At 62.1% G+C, this 19,408-nt stretch carries 20 protein-coding genes; 10 read left to right on the top strand and 10 right to left on the bottom strand.

The window, feature by feature from the left end:
- The 6 genes from rlmN to ABMA32_RS15400 all read right to left on the bottom strand — a co-directional run bounded on the left by rlmN (position 1) and on the right by ABMA32_RS15400 (position 4,345).
- The gene (gene rlmN / locus ABMA32_RS15425) at positions 1 to 1,233 is read right to left on the bottom strand and encodes a dual-specificity RNA methyltransferase RlmN (RefSeq protein ID WP_349014630.1); all 1,233 of its coding nucleotides are present in this window, start codon (positions 1,231 to 1,233) and stop codon (positions 1 to 3) included.
- Between the two features lie 156 nt (positions 1,234 to 1,389).
- Complete coding sequence (locus ABMA32_RS15420; protein ID WP_349014629.1) at positions 1,390 to 1,899, bottom strand: invasion associated locus B family protein; 510 nt, start codon at positions 1,897 to 1,899, stop codon at positions 1,390 to 1,392.
- A gap of 268 nt (positions 1,900 to 2,167) precedes the next feature.
- Positions 2,168 to 2,512: a YkvA family protein gene (locus tag ABMA32_RS15415; RefSeq protein ID WP_349014628.1), complete on the bottom strand. Its 345-nt coding sequence runs from the start codon at positions 2,510 to 2,512 to the stop codon at positions 2,168 to 2,170.
- 67 nt (positions 2,513 to 2,579) lie between these two features.
- A complete protein-coding gene (locus ABMA32_RS15410; RefSeq protein ID WP_349014627.1) occupies positions 2,580 to 2,876 on the bottom strand; it encodes a 4a-hydroxytetrahydrobiopterin dehydratase in 297 nt (98 codons plus the stop codon).
- A 78-nt stretch (positions 2,877 to 2,954) separates the two neighbouring features.
- A complete protein-coding gene (gene thpR, locus ABMA32_RS15405; protein ID WP_349014626.1) occupies positions 2,955 to 3,548 on the bottom strand; it encodes an RNA 2',3'-cyclic phosphodiesterase in 594 nt (197 codons plus the stop codon).
- Between the two features lie 134 nt (positions 3,549 to 3,682).
- A complete protein-coding gene (locus tag ABMA32_RS15400) occupies positions 3,683 to 4,345 on the bottom strand; it encodes an arylesterase (RefSeq protein WP_425475530.1) in 663 nt (220 codons plus the stop codon).
- A gap of 61 nt (positions 4,346 to 4,406) precedes the next feature.
- Here ABMA32_RS15400 and ABMA32_RS15395 point away from each other — a divergent pair, with 61 nt between their 5' ends.
- The 4 genes from ABMA32_RS15395 (at position 4,407) to ABMA32_RS15380 (ending at position 9,382) form a co-directional block, all read left to right on the top strand.
- Positions 4,407 to 5,102 carry an ABC transporter ATP-binding protein gene (locus ABMA32_RS15395; protein ID WP_349014625.1) on the top strand — a complete coding sequence of 232 codons (696 nt, stop codon included), beginning with the start codon at positions 4,407 to 4,409 and terminating at the stop codon, positions 5,100 to 5,102.
- Between the two features lie 118 nt (positions 5,103 to 5,220).
- Positions 5,221 to 7,719 (top strand): ABC transporter permease, encoded by a 2,499-nt coding sequence (locus ABMA32_RS15390; protein ID WP_349014758.1) that lies wholly within the window; start codon positions 5,221 to 5,223, stop codon positions 7,717 to 7,719.
- Between the two features lie 200 nt (positions 7,720 to 7,919).
- Complete coding sequence (locus ABMA32_RS15385; protein ID WP_349014624.1) at positions 7,920 to 8,702, top strand: Bax inhibitor-1/YccA family protein; 783 nt, start codon at positions 7,920 to 7,922, stop codon at positions 8,700 to 8,702.
- Positions 8,703 to 8,797: 95 nt separating this feature from the next.
- Complete coding sequence (locus ABMA32_RS15380; RefSeq protein WP_349014623.1) at positions 8,798 to 9,382, top strand: GNAT family N-acetyltransferase; 585 nt, start codon at positions 8,798 to 8,800, stop codon at positions 9,380 to 9,382.
- 15 nt (positions 9,383 to 9,397) lie between these two features.
- Here ABMA32_RS15380 and ABMA32_RS15375 read toward each other — a convergent pair whose 3' ends face one another.
- Entirely contained in the window at positions 9,398 to 10,036 is a 639-nt protein-coding gene (locus tag ABMA32_RS15375; RefSeq protein WP_349014622.1) for a GntR family transcriptional regulator, read from the bottom strand.
- A 199-nt stretch (positions 10,037 to 10,235) separates the two neighbouring features.
- Here ABMA32_RS15375 and ABMA32_RS15370 point away from each other — a divergent pair, with 199 nt between their 5' ends.
- The 5 genes from ABMA32_RS15370 to ABMA32_RS15350 are packed head-to-tail and all read left to right on the top strand — an operon-like array spanning position 10,236 to position 14,084.
- Positions 10,236 to 11,027, top strand: a complete 792-nt coding sequence (locus ABMA32_RS15370; RefSeq protein WP_349014621.1) for an ABC transporter substrate-binding protein — start codon at positions 10,236 to 10,238, stop codon at positions 11,025 to 11,027.
- Positions 11,028 to 11,059: 32 nt separating this feature from the next.
- Positions 11,060 to 11,494, top strand: a complete 435-nt coding sequence (locus tag ABMA32_RS15365) for a hypothetical protein (RefSeq protein ID WP_349014620.1) — start codon at positions 11,060 to 11,062, stop codon at positions 11,492 to 11,494.
- Complete coding sequence (locus ABMA32_RS15360) at positions 11,491 to 12,252, top strand: D-glutamate cyclase family protein (RefSeq protein WP_349014619.1); 762 nt, start codon at positions 11,491 to 11,493, stop codon at positions 12,250 to 12,252. The genes ABMA32_RS15365 and ABMA32_RS15360 overlap by 4 nt, the downstream gene beginning before the upstream one ends.
- Complete coding sequence (locus ABMA32_RS15355; RefSeq protein ID WP_349014618.1) at positions 12,249 to 12,923, top strand: amino acid ABC transporter permease; 675 nt, start codon at positions 12,249 to 12,251, stop codon at positions 12,921 to 12,923. The genes ABMA32_RS15360 and ABMA32_RS15355 overlap by 4 nt, the downstream gene beginning before the upstream one ends.
- Before the next feature lie 6 nt (positions 12,924 to 12,929).
- On the top strand, positions 12,930 to 14,084 hold the full coding sequence (locus ABMA32_RS15350; RefSeq protein WP_349014617.1) for an aminotransferase class V-fold PLP-dependent enzyme: 1,155 nt from the start codon (positions 12,930 to 12,932) through the stop codon (positions 14,082 to 14,084).
- Here the strand turns inward: ABMA32_RS15350 and ABMA32_RS15345 are convergent.
- The 3 genes from ABMA32_RS15345 to acnA form a co-directional block, all read right to left on the bottom strand.
- Entirely contained in the window at positions 14,081 to 14,464 is a 384-nt protein-coding gene (locus tag ABMA32_RS15345) for a DUF2794 domain-containing protein (protein ID WP_349014616.1), read from the bottom strand. The genes ABMA32_RS15350 and ABMA32_RS15345 overlap by 4 nt on opposite strands.
- Before the next feature lie 393 nt (positions 14,465 to 14,857).
- Complete coding sequence (locus tag ABMA32_RS15340; protein WP_349014615.1) at positions 14,858 to 15,613, bottom strand: DUF1223 domain-containing protein; 756 nt, start codon at positions 15,611 to 15,613, stop codon at positions 14,858 to 14,860.
- Between the two features lie 174 nt (positions 15,614 to 15,787).
- The gene (acnA, locus tag ABMA32_RS15335) at positions 15,788 to 18,493 is read right to left on the bottom strand and encodes an aconitate hydratase AcnA (protein ID WP_349014614.1); all 2,706 of its coding nucleotides are present in this window, start codon (positions 18,491 to 18,493) and stop codon (positions 15,788 to 15,790) included.
- A 271-nt stretch (positions 18,494 to 18,764) separates the two neighbouring features.
- On the opposite strand from acnA, the gene ccmA reads away from it, so the two are divergent.
- Entirely contained in the window at positions 18,765 to 19,379 is a 615-nt protein-coding gene (gene ccmA, locus ABMA32_RS15330; protein ID WP_349014613.1) for a heme ABC exporter ATP-binding protein CcmA, read from the top strand.
- Positions 19,380 to 19,408 lie beyond the last annotated feature (29 nt).

The raw sequence follows: 19,408 nt of genomic DNA, 5'->3' as shown, positions 1-19,408 counted from the left end.
CTATTCGCCGTGTCCCGCGATCATCATCGCCTCGAGCGCGAGGCGTTCCGTCTTCTTCATGCGCTCGGACTCCGACTTCAACTGGCCGCAGGCGGCCAGAATATCGCGGCCGCGCGGCGTGCGGATCGGCGATGCGTAGCCTGCATTGTTGATGTAGTCGGAAAACTTCTCGATCGTCTCCCAGTCCGAGCACTGGTAGTTAGTGCCCGGCCAAGGATTGAACGGGATCAGGTTGATCTTGGCAGGAATGCCTTTGAGCAGTTTCACCAGTGCCTTTGCGTCTTCGAGGCTGTCGTTGACGTCCTTCAACATCACATATTCGAAGGTGATACGCCGCGCGTTCGACAGGCCTGGATAGGCACGACAGGCCGCGACCAGGTCCTTCAGCGGATATTTCTTGTTGATCGGCACGAGCAGGTCGCGCAGGTCGTCATTTGTCGCATGGAGCGAGATGGCCAACATGACGCCGATCTCCTCGCCCGTGCGCGCGATCTCAGGCACGACGCCAGAGGTAGACAGCGTGATGCGCCGCTTGGACAGGGCGAGACCATCGCCATCCGAAGCGACGAGCAGGGCCTTCTTCACCGCTTCGAAATTGTAGAGCGGTTCGCCCATGCCCATCATGACGATGTTGGAAACCTTGCGCCCCTCCGCCGGTACGATTGCGCCGGCCGGCGTGTCCCGATCCGGGAAATCGCCGAGACGATCGCGCGCCGTCATCAACTGCGCGAGAATTTCCTCGGCCGTCAGGTTGCGCACCAGCTTCTGCGTGCCCGTGTGGCAGAAGGAGCATGTCAGCGTACAGCCGACCTGGCTGGAGATGCAGAGCGTACCGCGCCCCTCTTCGGGAATATAGACCGTCTCGATCTCGACGGGCCGCCCAGCGCCGCGCGGCGGGAAGCGAAACAGCCACTTGCGCGTTCCGTCGGCGGAAATCTGCTCTTCGACGACCTCGGGTCTGGCGATGGAAAAATGCCGGTCGAGTTCTACGCGCAGGTCCTTCGAGATGTTGAACATCTCGGAGAAATCGGAAACGCCGCGCACATAAAGCCAATGCCAAAGCTGCTGTGCGCGCATCCTGGCCTGCCGCTCAGGCACGACCCCTGAGGCAACAAGCGCCTCCGCCAACTCGGCACGGGTGAGGCCGATCAGCGGCGGCTTCTCCAGGACGCCAGCGCGCGACGCAAGCGCCCAGCGTGTCGTTCCGTTGGTAAGATCGATCGAGAGGGTCATAGCCAGGTCATATAAGTGATGGCGGACCATTCTGCCCGCACGCTTTCGGCGCATGTATCACGCGAACCGTCCGGCGTCACGCAGCCAGCCTGCTCATGAAAAGCGAAAGAGCCGGTCAACGCCGGCTCTTTCAAGCATGTTCGTCAAATCTTAAGGCTATTTACAGCCGGCGATGGAATCCAGCGCCGCCGAAATGCCCTTCAGCGAGAAAGAATAGCTGGTCTTCGTGCCGCGTCCGGAAGTGGCCTGAACCTGCATGTCCGCGCCGCCCTTCATGGCCGCGATGAGCTGCGGCTCCTCGGCGGCGTTCTCTACCCAGGCGGATTTGCCCTTGGTGAACATGGTGAAGCTCTTGTTGCCAATGGCAACCGAGACCTTTGAGCCTTCGCGCAGCGCATAACCGGCGATGAACTGCGGCTCGAAGGACACCGCCTGACCGGGCCGTTGGCTGACGAAGAAGAACATCTGGCCATGGTCGACACTGGCCGGCTGCATCGACTTGGGCTTCGGAACGGTCAGTACGTAACAGACGCGCCCGTTCTGGGCCTGATAGCTGTAGGTCGCCCAATCGCCGTGCTCCGACATCTTGCGAGCTGACTGCGCATAGGCATGGCCCGCGAATGCAACCATCGCCAGACCGGCGAAAATCGAGATCAAACCCCGCATCGTCTTTCCGTTTTCCTTCCTTCGGCCGGCCATATCGCGCAACCACAATAGGGCCGGGAGCGACCCAAGCCGTGTTGGGTTCATTTTGATTTAATTTGGGTTACCAAAGGATGAACGCCCAAGGCAAAAGGGAATTCCTCATCAGTCACGCCATCACGCGCGGACAGCCCGCGCACTTGTCCCTCGTTAGGGTTCAAAGGTACGAAAACGGCAAGAGTTTGACCTTCTTCGCGGCCGCCGGGCATTGCTGCGGGTTCAGCGAAAAGGATCAGTCGGAAACGAGCGCCTCACGGGCGGCCAACCGGTGTGCCGGCGTCATATGCGTACGCACTGCGGCGAGTGCAGCCGTCAGAACCGCCATGTCGTCGGTAAAGCCGAAACCAAGAATGAAGTCGGGGATTGTGTCGGTTGGCAGCACGAAGTAGCCGAGCGCGGCGAGCAGGATCGCCTTGGCGCGCAACGGCGTGTTCTTGTCGAGCGCACAGAAATAGCCCGCGACGACCTCGTCCATGAACGGGATGTGGCGCGCCGCCTTCTTGGCGGTCCGCCAGAATTTCGCTCGAACCTCGCCCTCGTCTGCATCGACGGAAGCGGTAGCGAAGTCTTTCACCATTGGCGCTCGATCTCCTCTCGCACATGTGATGTGGGAAATATCTATCGCCTTGGCAAGATGCGCCGGTTCAATCGCCTGCGTAACGGTTCATCCGCTTGGCCAGTTCGAAATCCAGCGCAGTGAGACCACCGGCGTCATGGGTGTTTAGCTTGACGTCCACCGTCTTGTAGACGTTCGACCAGTGCGGATGATGATCGAGCTTTTCTGCCGCCAGTGCCGATCGTGTCATGAACGCGAAAGCCTCGCTGAAGTTCTTGAAGACGAAGCTGCGGCTGATCGACAGCCCGTCCTGCGCGAGAACCCAGCCAGCAAGTCCGGCCATGGCCTCTTCTACCGCTTGTTTTGCAAGCTTTTCTCGCGCCATGAAGATGCTCCCTATGTTGCGAGGAACATAGCGCAATACCCACGGAGGCCAAGGCTTTGGTGTCCACCCGTGAGGGCTTCAGAATGTCCTCAACGCATTCCAACCGACATCCGGGGCCGTCGCGGCGCGCGCATCCCCACCGGTCAACGGCCACGCCTCCTCAATGATGTAAGGCCCGCCGCCCACCGACTCGCGCGAGGACATCAGCACGAACCGCCCAACGCGAAACGGAGCGGTCAGGAAATTTCCGCGCGCCGAGAGATATTTCGCAACCTCCGCTGGGCTCGAATTGCGCAGCCGCGCCAGGGTGACATGCGGCGTGAACTTGCGCGGATCGGAAGAGACGCCAAGACGCTGGCAGATGCGATCGATCTCGCCCTGCAGCGCGTTCAGGTCAGGAGAGGCCTTGGTACCCGCATAAACAGAATGCGGCTTCTTCGACCCGAAGGCGCCGACGCCCGAAAGGGTGAGCGAGAAGGACGGTCGCCGCACCCTGTCGAGCGCATTGGCGATCTCGTCGGCGACATGGCCTTCCACATCGCCGATGAAGCGAAGCGTCATGTGATAGTTTTCGACATCGATCCAGCGCGCACCGGGCAGTCCGCCCCTGAGCAAGGAGAGCGAAAGGGCCGCATCACGCGGAATTTCGAGGGCGGTGAAAAGTCGCGGCATGGCCAGGCTCCCTTCCTCGAATCGTACTCTGGTCTCAGCGAATCACCGATCCCTACACGGAGCAAGCGGTTTTTTCGCACCTGCACATCCGGCAGATCATTCCGCTGCGTCATCCCAAGCGTTCCCTAGGGTGATCACTGGTTCGCTCCCGTCCCGGCGTTGCCGGCGAGGTTCGCAAGCGCCTGTTCAACAACCGGAAGCGCGTTATCAACCATGCGGTCGACGCCCGCCGCGTTGGGATGCATGCCGTCCTCGAGCAAAAAAGCCCGGTCGGCCGCCACGCCTTCGAGAAAGAACGGATAGAGCAGGACACCATGTTTTTCGGAAAGGCGCGGATAGATAGCATCGAACGCTGTTTGATAATCCTGCCCCAGGCTGGGCGCGGCGCGCATGCCGGCGAGCAGGACGGCAATGTTGCGCTCCTTGAGCCGCGTCAGCATCGCGTCGAGGTTCTCTTCCGTTATCGCAGGCGCGATTCCGCGCAGCATGTCGTTGGCGCCGAGTTCGAGGATCACGAGTTGCGTGCCGTCCGGGACAGACCAGTCGAGACGAGACAGGCCGCCTGACGTCGTGTCTCCCGACACGCCGGCCCCGGCAATCACGACATCGTGACCCTTGTCCCGGAGTGCTTTTTCGAGCTTTTCGGGGAAGCTTTGGCCGGCATCAAGACCATAACCGGCCATCAGGCTGTCGCCGAAACCGACGATCCTGTACGGCTCGGCCATCGCGGACGGCGCCATGGAAAGAACCAGCAATCCGGCAAGGAAGACGAGGCGTGAAGAAAAATTGAAAGCCATTCCGCAAAGCCCATATGACAAAGACGTTCCCGCCTTCGCCACCATATAGGATAGTTTCTTCGTGACAGAACCCGTCATCCAATTGAAGGATGTTTCCCTGACGCTCGGTCACGGTGCATCGTCCGTCCACGTGCTGAAGAGTGTAAGCCTCGATGTCGCCGCGGGCGAGGCGACTGGCATCGTGGGCCCCTCCGGGTCTGGCAAATCGACCTTGCTGATGGTTCTGGCAGGGCTGGAGCGCGTGGATTCAGGCACCGTGCGGATCGCCGGCGACCTGATCAACGACAAGAGCGAGGATCAGGTGGCCGCCTTCCGAGGTCGGAACGTCGGCATCGTCTTCCAGTCGTTTCATCTGATACCAAACATGACCGCGTTGGAGAACGTCGCCGTCCCGCTTGAACTCGCGGGACATGCCGACCCCTTCGGCGTCGCCGCGCGCGAACTTGCTTCCGTTGGCCTTTCTGAACGCACGACACACTACCCGGGAGAATTGTCGGGCGGCGAGCAGCAGCGCGTGGCGATTGCCAGGGCGCTTGCGCCCGAGCCCCGCATCCTCATCGCAGACGAGCCAACCGGTAATCTCGATCAGGCAACCGGCAGGCAGATCGCGGATCTCCTGTTCGCGAAAGCTCAGGAACGCGCCATGACGCTGGTGCTGGTGACGCACGATCCTTCGCTCGCAGCGCGCTGCACGCGCCAGGTTGCGATGCGTTCCGGTCGGATCGAAACGGCTTCGGCAAGCGCCGAGGCCGCCTGACATGTCTGTCGACCAGCTTGCATCGCCGCCCAGCCATCTGTCCGATACAGCTTCCACACCGGCAAACTTTTCTCCCCTGAGAAGCTTCCGGCTCGCGCTTCGGTTCGCCTTGCGCGAGATGCGCGGCGGCCTGTCGGGCTTCCTCGTCTTCATCACCTGTATCGCGCTTGGGGTGGCTGCGATCGGCGGCGTGAATTCTGTCGCCCGCTCCATCACCGCTGGCGTTGCAGAGGAAGGCCAGGCGCTGCTCGGCGGCGACATCCGGTTCGAACTCAACCAGCGCGTGGCAACGAACCAGGAACACGACTTCCTTCAGGATCTGGGCACACTGGCCGAAAGCGCAAACATGCGCACCATGGCACGGTTGGAAGACGGTTCCGACCAGGCGCTGGTCGAGGCAAAAGCGGTGGACGCGGCCTATCCTCTCTATGGCAACCTCGTCACTGAGCCACGTCTCCCGTTCGCGGACCTGTTTGGCGAGAAGAACGGCATCTACGGCGCCGCTGCGCCCGATCTTCTGTTCGAACGGCTCGGCGTGCAGCTCGGTGAGCGCATCAAGGTCGGCAGCACGACATTTGAACTGCGCGCCCAACTCACAACCGAACCCGACGCGGCCTCGGATGGATTTGGCTTCGCTCCAAGGTTGCTGCTCTCCCTTGACGGCCTCAAGGCAGCCGGCCTCGTCCAGCCGGGAAGCCTCGTGGAACATGTCTACAAGGTCCGCCTCGACGGCCAGGTTTCGGAAGCACGATTGAACGAAATCCGCGAACAGGCCGGCAAGGACTACCCCCAGGCCGGCTGGTCCATTCGCACGCGCCTCAATGCGGCTCCCGCGCTATCGGCAAACATCGAACGCTTCTCGCAGTTCCTGACGCTGGTGGGGCTGACCGCGCTGGTCGTCGGCGGCGTCGGCGTCGCCAATGCGGTGCGCGCCTATCTCGACGGCAAGCGGAGCGTGATCGCGACCTTTAAGAGCCTCGGAGCGTCCGGACGCTTCGTCTTCTTCGTCTACCTGATCCAGATGCTCTTGATCTCGTCCATCGGCATCGTGGCCGGCCTGATCCTTGGAGCTCTTATGCCCTTTGCGGCGCAGGCGGCGCTTGCCTCCGTCATCCCCATTCCGACCGAAGTCGGCGTCTACCCGTCGGCACTTGCCATGGCGGCGCTGTTCGGCGTGTTGGTGACGCTCGCCTTTTCCCTTCTCCCGCTTGGACGTGCGCGCGACGTGCCGGCAACAGCGCTGTTCCGTGAGTTGGGTTTGGAGGCGGGCGCCCTGCCGAGGCGAATTTACGTGGCTGCCGCGATCGCCATCGCGCTTCTTCTGGCGTTCCTTGCCGTCTGGTCCGCAGGCGACAGGCGCATCGCCATCGTCTTCGTCGGCGCGGTTATCTTTGCCTTCATCGTGCTGCGAGGCGTGGGCTATCTCGTGCAATGGCTGGCCCGAAGAAGCCCGCGCGTACGTTCGGTTGCGCTGCGTCTGGCAATAGGCAACATCCACAGGCCGGGCGCGCTGACGCCATCGGTGGTGCTGTCGCTGGGATTGGGCCTGACGCTGCTCGTCACGCTTGCCCTGATCGATGGTAATCTCAGGCAACAGATCGCCGGCACCCTGCCGGAGCGCGCTCCCAACTTCTTCTTCGTGGACATCCAGAGCGGCGAGGTCGAGGATTTCGCCTCCTTCACGGCCGCCGAGGCGCCTGGATCGAAACTGGTTCGCGTTCCCATGCTGCGCGGGCGCATCGTCCAACTGAACGGCATCGACGTCCAGAAGATCGAGGTGCCGCCCGACGGCGCCTGGGTGCTGCGCGGCGATCGCGGCATCACTTACGCTGCAAGAATCCCCGAAAGCTCTACGCTGGCGGCAGGCGAATGGTGGCCGGAGGATTATTCCGGCGAGCCGCTCGTTTCCTTCTCGGCGCAGGAGGCCGGCGAGATCGGCGTCAAGATCGGCGACACCGTGACCGTGAACGTGCTTGGGCGCGACATCACCGCCCGGATCGCCAACTTGCGCCGGGTGGAATGGGAGTCAATGTCGATCAACTTCGTCATGGTGTTTTCGCCGAACACCTTTGCCGGTGCTCCACACAGTTGGCTGGCGACCCTGACCCTGCCGGAGGGGTCAACCGCAAATGAGGCGCGCATCCTCAACGCGGTGACCAAGACGTTCCCGTCCGTGACGACGGTTCGCGTCAAGGACGCCCTTGACGTGGTCAACCGCATTATTGGCCAGCTCGGCACGGCGATCCGGGCGGCGGCTTCCGTGGCGCTGATCGCCTCGGTTCTGGTTCTGTCGGGAGCGCTGGCGGCAGGTAACCGCGCCCGTATCCACGACGCGGTCGTGCTGAAGACGCTCGGTGCAACGCGTCGGACACTGATTGCAGCCTTCTCCCTGGAATATGCGTTGATCGGCTTGGCGACTGCCGTCTTCGCGCTCTTTGCCGGCGGTAGCGCCGCCTGGTACGTGGTCTCGCAGGTCATGCGCCTGCCCTCGGCATTCCTGCCGGAGGTGGCGGCGGGAACCGTGGTCGCGGCACTCGTGCTGACTGTGGGCTTCGGGCTCGCCGGCACCTGGCGAGTGCTCGGGCACAAGGCTGCGCCGGTCCTGCGCAACCTGTAGATCATGGTGAACGCGCGGTAACGGATGCGTGATGACAAAAATGTCATCCGCTCCCGGCGGGTTGCAAGCCCTTACGGCTCTTGTCCTTTCGCGCGCGACGCATCATATTCCGCGTAGGCATGCTGGAGCCTCGCCAGCGGCGCCTGGGCGCTTTTAAGCTGCCTGACACCGGACGAGGCAGGAGCAACGTGAGGAATCCAATGGCTGAACTCCGCAATTATCAGACGCGCGCTGTGCCGAACGCCGGCAGCCGCGTCGATACCTCGATTGACGAGGGTCTGCGCGCATACATGATCAAGGTCTACAACCTGATGGCGCTGGGCCTTGTCATTACCGGCGTAGCCGCTCTGGCCACGGTCATGATGGCTACCACCAATGACCCGACCGCCGCCGCCACGACGCTGCCTAACGGCAAGATGCTGACGTCCCTCGGTCTCGCGCTCTACGCCTCGCCGCTGAAGTGGGTCGTCATGCTCGCCCCGCTGGGCATGGTGTTCTTCCTCAGCGCCCGTATTCAGTCGCTGAGCGTATCCGCCGCGCAGACCACGTTCTGGATCTTCGCCGCATTGATGGGCATCTCGCTGTCGTCGATCTTCCTGGTCTACACGACGCAGAGCATCGTGCAGACGTTCTTCATCACGGCTGCGGCTTTCGGCGGCCTGTCGCTCTGGGGCTATACCACCAAGCGCGACCTGACTGGAATGGGCACGTTCCTGTTCATGGGCCTGATCGGCCTGATCATCGCGATTGTGGTGAACATCTTCCTGGCCTCGCCTGCGATGCAGTTCGCCATCTCGGCGATCGGTGTGCTGATCTTCGCCGGCCTGACCGCCTACGACACGCAGAAGATCAAGGAAATGTATTTTGAGGGCGACGAGGTTCTTGTTGCTGGCCGCAAGGCCATCATGGGCGCGCTGACGCTCTACCTCGACTTCATCAACCTCTTCACCTTCCTGCTGTCGTTCCTCGGCAACCGCGAGTAACGGTCGCCAGCCCAAAAGGCTGGACCAGCAAAGATCGAAGGGCGGCCTCATCGGCCGCCCTTTTCTTTTGCCCTCGGCACTGCTTCGATCGAGCCATGTTTGGAAACGACACGACAGGAACACATCTTCGGTCGGCGACCCCGGACGATCTCGATGCAATCACAGCGATCTACGCGGACGCCGTAACGAACGGGACGGCGAGCTACGAACTGGAGCCCCCGTCGCTGAGCGAGATGGCAACCCGCTTCGAAGCGCTCACCTCCGCAGGCTTCCCCTATCTCGTCGCGGAAAGGCAGGGCGATGTGGTCGGTTACACCTATGCCGGCCCGTTCAGGGCACGCCCGGCCTATCGTTTCATCGTCGAGAACTCGATCTATGTCGCACCCGGAGCCCGTGGCCTGGGCGTCGGTCTTCTGATGCTTGAACGGCTGGTGGTCGAAGCCAGCCGTCTTGGGTTCCGGCAGATGATCGCCGTGATCGGCGACGGTCATGCCAACAGCCCGTCGGTGAAGCTGCACGAGAAACTCGGCTTTCGCCATAGCGGCCGGCTGGAAGGTTCCGGCTCCAAGCACGGACGCTGGCTCGACACCGCCTTCATGCAATTGTCGATGAATGGCGGCGTCGTGTCTGATCCCGATCCCGAGTGGCTGCCGGAGCGCACCTTCCGATCGCGAACGTAGGAGGCCAGTCGCCCGTCAGGTGTCGATGGCTTTCCGGAAAGCCTGCTCCCCTTCGATGACAAAGCGCAGCATCCGGTCCCCGGCTGCCACCGCATCGCGGGCACGATGCGCCGCCAGCAGATCGCGCTGCCCGGCGACGATTACCGACAGCGTGGATTCATCGTTCATGGTGATCAGCCGTACATTCTGGACCTGCACGAAATATCGCCTGATCGTCTGGACCAGCGCAGTATTCGGCACGACGGACAGCCAGCTGTTACGAAATGTCTCCGATGCATGGAACAGCGTCGTGCCGTCGCCAGCGCCGACGGCCTTCGCGGCCCTCTCGACGGCCGCCTCCATGATGGCAACGATATCGTCAGTCATGGCCATCGCAGCCATCGCCGCCGCGCGCGGCTCCAACAGGCGGCGCAGTTCAAAAACCTCCAGCACTTCTTCGCGCGTCAGCTTCGGCAGCACGAAGCCGCGCGTCGTCGGTACCAGATAGCCTTCAGCGACGAGGCGCATCAGGGCATCGCGCGCCGGCATTCGGGAGACGCCGAGCGCAGCGGCGAGTGACACATCGACGAGCCGGTCGTCCCATCCGATCGATCCTGTCCGGATCTGCTCGATCAGCAGGTCGTAGATTCGGTCGCGGTGGCTCAGGCGTGACATAGAAACAGAATACAGTTTCTGGAGTAAACTTCATCACATTCCGTCGCGCAATTCGCAAAATGCGCATTTTTTCCACGACAAGAAAATTTTAAGCTCAAAAAATCCTCTTGAAAAGTATTCTGTTTGTGGCAGCTTGGAGGGAGAAGCGGGCCGACGAACACCGTCTAGGGGACCCGCCGCCACAAGAGGAGATAATCACATGATGACCCGTCGTATCCTGCTCGGCCTGACGCTTGCGGTTGGCCTTGCAACTCCCGTCCTTGCCCAGGACGCCCTGCGCGTCGCCGCCTATCCCGCGAACCCGCCGTGGGAGAACAAGACTGAAGCCGGCGGCTTCGAAGGCTACGAAGTCGACATCGTGAACGAGATCGCCAAGCGCATGGGCACGACCGCCAATATCGAAGGCATGGACTTCAAGGCGCTGTTCGTCGCTTCCGCCTCGGGCCGCGTCGACATGGTGATCTCGTCGCTGACGATCACCGACGAGCGTCTTCAGAGCCAGTCCTTCACGCAGCCCTACTTCGAGGGCGCTCTCGGCATCGGCGTCAAGGAAGGCTCCGACATCACCTCCGTCGAGGGCCTGAAGGGCAAGGTTGTCGGCTCGGTCGCAACATCCTTTCCGGAAGCCTGGTTGAAGGAACGGGCCGCCGAGATCGGCTACGCCGAATACAAGAGCTACGACACGACCTCGAACATGCTGACTGACCTGCAGAACGGCCGCATCGACGCAGCGGTCAACGATGTCGTCGGCCTGCGGTACGCCTTCAGCCAGATGAAGGGGCTGGACGTCGCCGCCGAGATCGTCACCGGCGAGAAGTTCGCGATGATGATGCCTAAGGGTTCGGACAAGCTCGAGAAGGTCAACCAGATAATCTCGGATATGAAGACAGACGGAACGCTGGCCAAAATCTATGAAAAGTGGATGGGCGTACCGCCTGCGGCGGGCAGCTTCGCGGTCACGCCGATGCCGGTGCCGACCTCGGCCAACTGAGCCAAATCAAGCCTGACGGCTCGGACACGTCCATGACCTACGCCCACCTCGCTTCAGCGCGCGTCGATGTTCCCGCCAGCTATGCCTTCGGGCATCTGGCGGATGGGCGCCGGCTGGGGCGGTGGGCGCTCGGCTCCATGCATCTGGAGCCAACCGGCGAACCCGGCGTTTGGCGCGGCGTTTCGCTCTTCGACGGCTCGTCCACGGACGTCGAGATTCGCACCCATGCCGATCTCGGCCTGATTGACTTTCACCTCGGGCCGTCCGGCGCCCGCGTCCCGCGCGTGTCCATCCGGGTCTCGCCCGGAACCGACTGGGGTCTTCCCGAGGAAAGCTGCCTAGTCGCGATGACGACTTGGCGCGCCAATTGGATGGACGACGCCCGCTGGCAGCAGACACAGAAAACGCACGAACTCGAGGCGCTGCTGTTCAAGGCCCAGATCGAAGCGGACTGGAAAAGGGGATGACCCCGGCCGAATGGCGCGCACGGTTCCGCGACGGCGATGTCAGACAGACCGCTGCCCTGTGCCCCGGCTACACTCAGGCCAACATGGCCTTCATACCGGATGCCTTCGCTGATGATTTCGAAGCCTTCCTGCGTGCCAACTCGGGCGCATGCCCGCTGTTGGCGAGAGGAGAAGCCGGTATTCCCGAACTTCCGGAACTGGGTGATTTCGATCTCAGAAGCGATCTGCCGCTCTACAGGCTTTTTGCGAACGGCGCGGCCGGCGAACGGGTCCCAGATATTCTTGACCATTGGCGCAACGATCTGGTCGCCTTCGCGATCGGCTGCTCGTTGACCTTCGAGGCCGATCTGGTGAGCGCCGGCGTGGCGCTGCGATGCTACGGGCCAGGCGTCAGCTGTTCGGCCTTCGATACAAACATCGCCAATGTGTCCTCAGGCCCTTTCGGTGGCTCCCTAGTCGTCTCCATGCGTGCTATCCAAGCCGATCAGGTCGAGCAGACCTTTGCCGTGACGCGGGCCCATCCCGATTCGCATGGCGCTCCCGTTCATGCCGGCGATCCCTGCGAGATCGGTGTCGATCTCAACAAGCCGATCGACGGACTTGGACTCCGCGACATCCGCGAAGGCGAAGTCCCCGTCTTCTGGGCCTGCGGCGTCACCATGGAGCGCGCCATCACGTCGGCCCGGCTGCCCTTCGCCATCACCCATGCGCCCGGGCATATGCTGATCACCGACCGTTTTGGAGGACTGGCCCGATGAATGCCGTCGACGTCTTCTTCAACATGGACATCATGGCGCGCGCATTCCCGATCCTTCTTCGGGGTCTGGGTATGACGCTCATGCTCGGCGCGACAGCCATCGTTTTCGGCAGCCTCCTTGGTGTCGGGATCGCTTTGATGCGGCTTTTCGCAGCAAAACCGCTCCGCTTGCTGGCCATCGCCTACACGGACCTGATGCGCTCGTTGCCGGTTCTGGTGGTGCTGATCCTGATCTACTATGCGCTGCCCTTCGCCGGTATCGTGCTGTCGTCCTTCGCCGCGGCGGCGATAGCCTTGTCGATGGTCTTGGGCGCCTACACCGCCGAAGTTGTCCGCGCGGGGATTCAGGCCGTGCCGAAGGGTCAGTTCGAGGCATCGGCCGCGCTCGGCCTCGGGTTCTGGCGCACGATGCAGAAGGTGATCCTGCCTCAGGCCGTACGTATCGTCATACCGCCCCACGCGTCGAACTGCGTGTCGATTGTCAAGGATACGTCGCTGGCCTCCGTGGTCGCGATGACCGACCTGCTGAAGCAGGCTACCGACGCGCAGGCGCTGTTCGCCAATCCCACACCCCTGATCGGCGCAGCGCTGATCTACGTGGCTATACTCTGGCCGCTCGTGCGGCTGACCGGCTGGCTGGAGCACCATTTCCAGCGTGCATACAAGCGTTGAGAGATCATGCAGGACGCATACTTCCTCTATCACTCCGTAGGCCAGTATCAGGGCAAGTCGGAGGACCTCGCCCGGAAAATGAGCGAGTTTGCCCAGGTCTGGGGCGCCTTCGACGACAGCCAATGGTCCTACCTTCTGTCGCAAAGGGCGAGCTTCATCGATCGTTGGCGCGCCATCCTCAACGCGCCCGAGGGCAGCGTGACGACGTCCGAGAACGTAACGCAGGCGGTCAACATGCTGATGACGGCGCTGCCCCCCGGTATGCTTGCCGGCAAGCGCGTGCTCGTCTCGGCGGATTGTTTCCCGTCCAACCATTTCCTTCTGGCGAAATTGCAGGAAAGGCTGGGATTCCGGCTACACACCGTGCCGATGCGGCAAGGCGCGTCTTGGACCGAGGACGAGGATTTCATCGCCGCATGGGATGAAGACGTTGCGGTCGCCCTGCTCACCTGGGTCTCCTCCACCACCTCCAACCGCATCGATCTTGCCGCTCTTGTTGAGCATGGTCGGCGCATGGGCAGCCTGGTCGGCGTCGACATCACCCAGGCGGCCGGCCTCATCCCCTTCGACGTGACGAATCCGGCGGTCGACTTCACCGTCTCCACAAGCCTGAAATGGATGTGCGGCACGCCCGGCGCCGGCATCCTGCACGTGACGCCAGACCTCATCATGAAATGCCAGCCGGAACTGCGCGGCTGGTTCAGCCAGCCGGATCCGTTCAGTTGGGCTCTCGACCGCTTTTCCTATGCGCCCGACGCGCGCCGTTTCGACAACGGAACTCCGGCCTGCATGGCCGCGATCGCCTCCCTGCCCGCCATGGAATGGCATGCGCGGCAGGACCATGTGGCGATCCTTGCCCAGAACAGGCGGCACACAGCCCGCATCATAGAGGCCGCGCTGGAACACGGATTGAACCTGGTGACGCCGGTTGCGGAAAGCCGCCGCGGCGGCTCGGTCATGATGAGACTTCCCGAAGGCCTTGAAGCAGCCACCGTCGTCGCTGCACTTCGGGAACAAGGTATCGCGACCGACGGCCGCGGCCGCATCCTGCGCGCATCACCGGGCGTGGTTACATCCGATGCAGGTGTCGAAGCCCTGGTGGAGGGTATGGTCCGTCACGCCAAGCATATTGGGCGAATCTCGCTCCGCCCGCAGCCCTAGGCCTCGACGAGCTTCAGCTTACTGTCAAAGACGGCAAGCACGCGCGACAGATCGTGGCCGCGCCGGAGGATGAGGCCCGTCGCCGAGGTTACGGACCAAATGCCCTGCTTTCGGGCGAGGGAGGGGTTCTTGGTGATGCTGTAGAGCGGCGTTTCGCTGGTGCGCCGGAAGACCGAGAAGACGGCTCTTTCAGGAAGGTGGTCGATGGCGTAGTCCCGCCATTCGTTTGCTGCGACCATACGCCCATAAAGCCGGAGAATCTGGTCGAGCTCTTTGCGATGGAAGGTGACCGGCATCCCAAGCCGCTCGCGTCGCGCCTCGTTCAGAGGGATCAATATTGAGGAATCGTCCCCACCCTCCGTCCCTATCGAGCGCTCCATCCCGTGACACCCTCATTGCAAATTCATGACAAATCGGAGCGTGACGTTTTCGGTGCGCAATTGCAAGCCCGGCGCGGCCCATCCGGGCAAGACCGCAACTTTAATCACACATCGGTAACAGCTTGAAACATTCTGTATCGATTGGTGATGTTGCGACACAATGCTGCCGTTTTTTATCCGCGCTGAAGCCACGATGTCCGACGACCTTGCGTGTGTTGCCTGAGACGGTTCGGTCCGGCACCGGCTCGTAAACCCCAAGCCCCCCGCCCACGGGTCTGCGTCGGATCGAACCAACCTCGGCCTTGGCAAAAGGTCGGGTGCGACGATCCCAAAATCCTGAATGACCGGTGCCAGAAGCAAGCTGGCGCCGGTCTTTCTTTTTTTACCACCACACTACGGAGAACCAGCCTCGGCCGAAATCACCGCAGCCCCCAGTATCGGGCCGGGCAGCCCTTCCTTATTGACTTTCTGCAGTAGAACGGCGCAACCACCCTGCTTGTTGACCTCGCTGCGGGGCAGTTCGAAACGCGCCGGCTTACCGTGCCACATCCCAGCAGTCTGCACGTCGGTGACCGGATTGACGTAAGTGATGATCTGCCCCTTGTTCTCGCCACGCTCGATCGTCACGGGCTGTCTTGGCGCAAAATGTACGAGGATCAGATGCGCGTCATCCTTGCCGTTGGGCGCTCCGGCGGTTTCGATGATGACACTCTCTCCGTTGCGAACGACATTGATAGGAATAGTCAGGCCTTGTCCCGTCCTTTCAAGCTCCGACAGCGCCGCCCCAACGGCTCCGCGCTTGCCGCCCTTGACGTGTACGCGGCCGTTGATGATGGCTTGCGGTGTATAGACCTCTCTTTTGCCGAAAGCCTTCCCGTAGAGTTTCTGCCGTTCCGTGCTGTCGGGCGTGGCGAGAGTGTCTTTCCAGCCAAGATAGTCCCAGTAGTCGACATGATAGCCGAGGGCCACGACGTCCCCAGTCTTGACGAGGCCGTTGAGAACGGCATCGGCCGGAGGACAGGAATTGCAGCCTTGGCTGGTGAAGAGTTCCACCACGCCGCGCGGCTTCAGGATATCGCTCGCGAAGGAAACGCCAGCGCTTAGCAGCGCCGCACATGCCGCGAGGCATAAAAACAGTCTTTTCTTCATGGCCGTCTGTACATGACGTTCCATCCCCACCGGTTCAACCGGCCTGTTTGCTTTGCGGGAATGCTTGCCAGACAGCCGGCACAAGAGGAAGTCACGTTGAGTTGAGATTTCAAGGAGAACGGCCTCCTGTCGGACAGGAGGCCGTTCTTTCAATCACTACGTTCTCAGCCTTGCTCAGGCAGCGAGGTCGCGCAGCACATATTGCAGGATGCCGCCGTTCTTGAAGTATTCGAGCTCGTCGACCGTATCGATCCGGCAGAGGATCGGGACGTTCTTCACCGTCCCGTCGGCATAGGTCACCTTCGCCGTCATCTTTTGGCGCGGCCGGATTTCTTCGAGGCCCTCGATAGTGACCGTCTCATCGCCCTTGAGGCCAAGCGTCGCCCAGGACGTCCCTTCCTCAAAGACGAACGGGACAATGCCCATGCCGACGAGGTTCGAACGATGGATGCGCTCGAAGGACTGCGCGATCACAGCACGGACCCCGAGGAGGTTGGTGCCTTTGGCCGCCCAGTCGCGCGACGAACCGTTGCCGTACTCGACACCCGCGAAGATGACCAGCGGAACGCCTTCCTTCCGGTACTCCATCGCCGCATCGTAGATCGACATCTCTTCCTTCGAAGGGTAGTGGATCGTGAAGCCACCCTCCTTGCCGTTTTCACCCAGCATGTGGTTGCGGATGCGAATGTTGGCGAAGGTGCCGCGCATCATTACCTCGTGATTGCCTCGCCGCGTGCCGTACTGGTTGAAGTCGGCAACGCCGACGCCATGATCGGTCAGGTACTTGCCCGCAGGCGACGCAGCCTTGATCGAGCCCGCCGGCGAGATGTGGTCGGTCGTGATCTTGTCGCCGAACAGTCCGAGGATACGGGCATTCTCGATGCGGCCGATCTCGCCGGGCTTTTGGCCCATCCCGACGAAATAGGGCGGGTTCTGCACGTAGGTCGAGTTGTCGTCCCATGTGTAGGTCTGGCCTTCCGGCGCCTGCACGGCCCGCCAGTTTTCATCACCCTTGAAGACGTCGGCATATTTGCGGGAGAAAAGTTCGCGGGTGACGTTCTCGGCGATGAATTCCTCGATCTCCTGGCTGGTCGGCCAGATATCCCGGAGGAACACCGGCTTGCCATCCTGGTCCTCGCCGATGGGCTCCGTGGTCAGATCCTTGGTCACCGTCCCGGCAAGCGCATGCGCCACCACTAGCGGCGGCGAGGCGAGATAGTTCGCCTGTACGTCGGGCGACACGCGACCCTCGAAGTTGCGGTTCCCGGACAGAACGGCGGCAGCGATCAGCCCCTTGTCATTGATGGTCTTGGAAATCGGCGCGGGCAGCGGGCCCGAATTGCCGATGCAGGTGGTGCAGCCGAAACCGACGAGATTGAAGCCGATCTGGTCGAGTTCCTTCTGCAGGCCCGACTTTTCGAGATATTCGGCGACGACCTGCGATCCCGGCGCAAGCGACGTCTTGACCCACGGCTTCTGCTTCAGGCCCCGACGGTTGGCATTGCGGGCCAGCAGGCCGGCGCCGATCAGCACCGACGGGTTGGATGTGTTGGTGCATGACGTGATCGCGGCGATCGCGACGTCTCCATGGCCGATGTCGAAGTTTTCGCCTTCGACCGCATAGCGCTTGGCCACATCGACGGTCTTCTTGTACTCGCCTTCCAGCGCCTTGGCGAAGCCAGAGGCGATATCCTCCAGCGCCACGCGGCCTTCGGGACGCTTGGGTCCAGCCATCGACGGCACGACAGTGGAAAGGTCGAGGTCGAGCGTGTCCGTAAAGACCGGGTCTGCGGAATCCTTGTCGCGCCACATGCCTTGCGCCTTGGAATAGGCCTCGACGAGTGCGATGCGGTTTTCGGCCCTGCCCGACATGGTCAGGTAACGGATCGTTTCCGAATCGACCGGGAAGAAGCCGCAGGTCGCGCCGTACTCCGGCGCCATGTTGCCGATGGTAGCGCGGTCGGCCAGCGTCATGTTGGAGAGACCGGGTCCGTAGAACTCGACGAACTTGCCGACAACACCCTTTTTGCGCAGCATCTGGGTCACGGTCAGCACGAGGTCGGTCGCGGTCACGCCTTCCTTGAGCTTGCCGGTCAGCCGGAAACCGATCACCTCGGGCAATAGCATCGAAACCGGCTGGCCGAGCATCGCGGCCTCGGCCTCGATACCACCGACGCCCCAGCCAAGCACGCCGAGGCCGTTGACCATCGTCGTATGCGAATCGGTGCCGACGCAGGTGTCGGGATAGGCGATGACGTCACCATCCTCGCCCGTCGCCGTCCACACCGTCTGCGCGAGATATTCGAGGTTGACCTGATGGCAGATGCCGGTGCCGGGCGGAACGACGCGGAAATTGCGGAACGCCTGCTGGCCCCACTTCAGGAAGTTGTAGCGTTCCTGGTTGCGCTGGTATTCAAGCTCCACGTTGCGAGCAAAAGCCAGCGGCGAGCCGAATTCGTCGACGATGACCGAGTGGTCGATGACGAGATCGACCGGAACCAGAGGGTTGATCTTCTGCGGGTCACCCCCGAGCGAGGCCATCGCGTCGCGCATGGCGGCAAGATCGACCACGGCGGGAACGCCGGTGAAGTCCTGCATCAGCACGCGTGCGGGGCGATAGGCGATCTCAACGCCGGCCTTGCCCTTGTCGGTCAGCCAGCCCGCAACCGCCTGGATCGATTCCTTGGTGACGGAACGGCCGTCCTCATTGCGCAGAAGGTTCTCGAGGAGGACCTTCATCGAGTAAGGCAACTGGCTGATGCCGGTCAGCCCGTTCTTCGCGGCTTCAATAAGGTCGTAATAAACATATTCCGCGCTTCCCACATTGAGCGTGCGGCGGCAATTGAAACTGTCTAGCGATTTGGACACGTGCGATCCCATCCTGGTCTGTTCGGCCTGAGGGGAACGGACTCCGATGGCATGCAATCACGCGCAAAGGTGCGGGTACGGCCATTTCCGCTGTCCGCTCCCGGCGCCCGAGCCGTTGGGAACGGCGCAAACGCTGGTCCGGCGCAATAGAGGTTGCCTTCCCCGACCGCTGGGGTTGGTATTCCCGATATAGAGAAATTCCTGGAATAGTTCTAGAGACGGAAACACCAATTTTGTTGCGCTGCAACCGGCGTAGCGCAAGGACCGCAAACACGGGGGAACGATGCGGCTGATCGCCGAAAATCTAGGCGGGGAACGCGGCGGCCGGATGGTTTTTTCCGGCATCGACCTGTCACTATCCGACGGAGGTGCCCTTCTGGTCACCGGCTCGAACGGCTCGGGCAAATCGACGCTGCTAAAGGTGATCGCCGGCCTCCTGCCTTCCGCCTCGGGAACGCTTCGGCTGGAGGACGGTGGCGAACAGTACCCGACAGTCGGTTCGGCCGCTCACTACCTCGGCCACCTGAACGCCATCAAGACTAGCCTGTCGGTGATCGAGAATCTGAATTTCTGGCGCGATTTCAACGGCGACGACGGCCTCGATCCGCTGGCCGCGCTGGAGTCGGTCGGCCTCGGTGCGATCGGGCGCCTGCAGTTCGGATATCTTTCGACGGGACAGCGCCGGCGCGCCTCCATCGCCAGGCTGCTGATCAGTCGCCGCCCGATCTGGCTGCTCGACGAGCCGACCGCTGGACTGGATGCAGCCTCTGAAAGGCAGTTCTCGACACTCATGCAGAGCCATCTGGCACGAGGCGGGCTCATTCTGGCGGCGACCCACCTGCCGCTCGGACTTGCCGGCTCGAAAGAGCTGCGGCTCGGGGAAGCTGTGGATGCCTGACCTTCACCACTCCTCGGCAAGCCGCAGGG

It is taken from the genome of Mesorhizobium quangtriensis (genome assembly GCF_040081925.1).
GTDB lineage: Bacteria > Pseudomonadota > Alphaproteobacteria > Rhizobiales > Rhizobiaceae > Mesorhizobium_K > Mesorhizobium_K quangtriensis.
The sequence above is the reverse complement of the archived record's forward strand: the minus strand, read 5'-3'. Positions and strand labels throughout refer to the sequence as shown.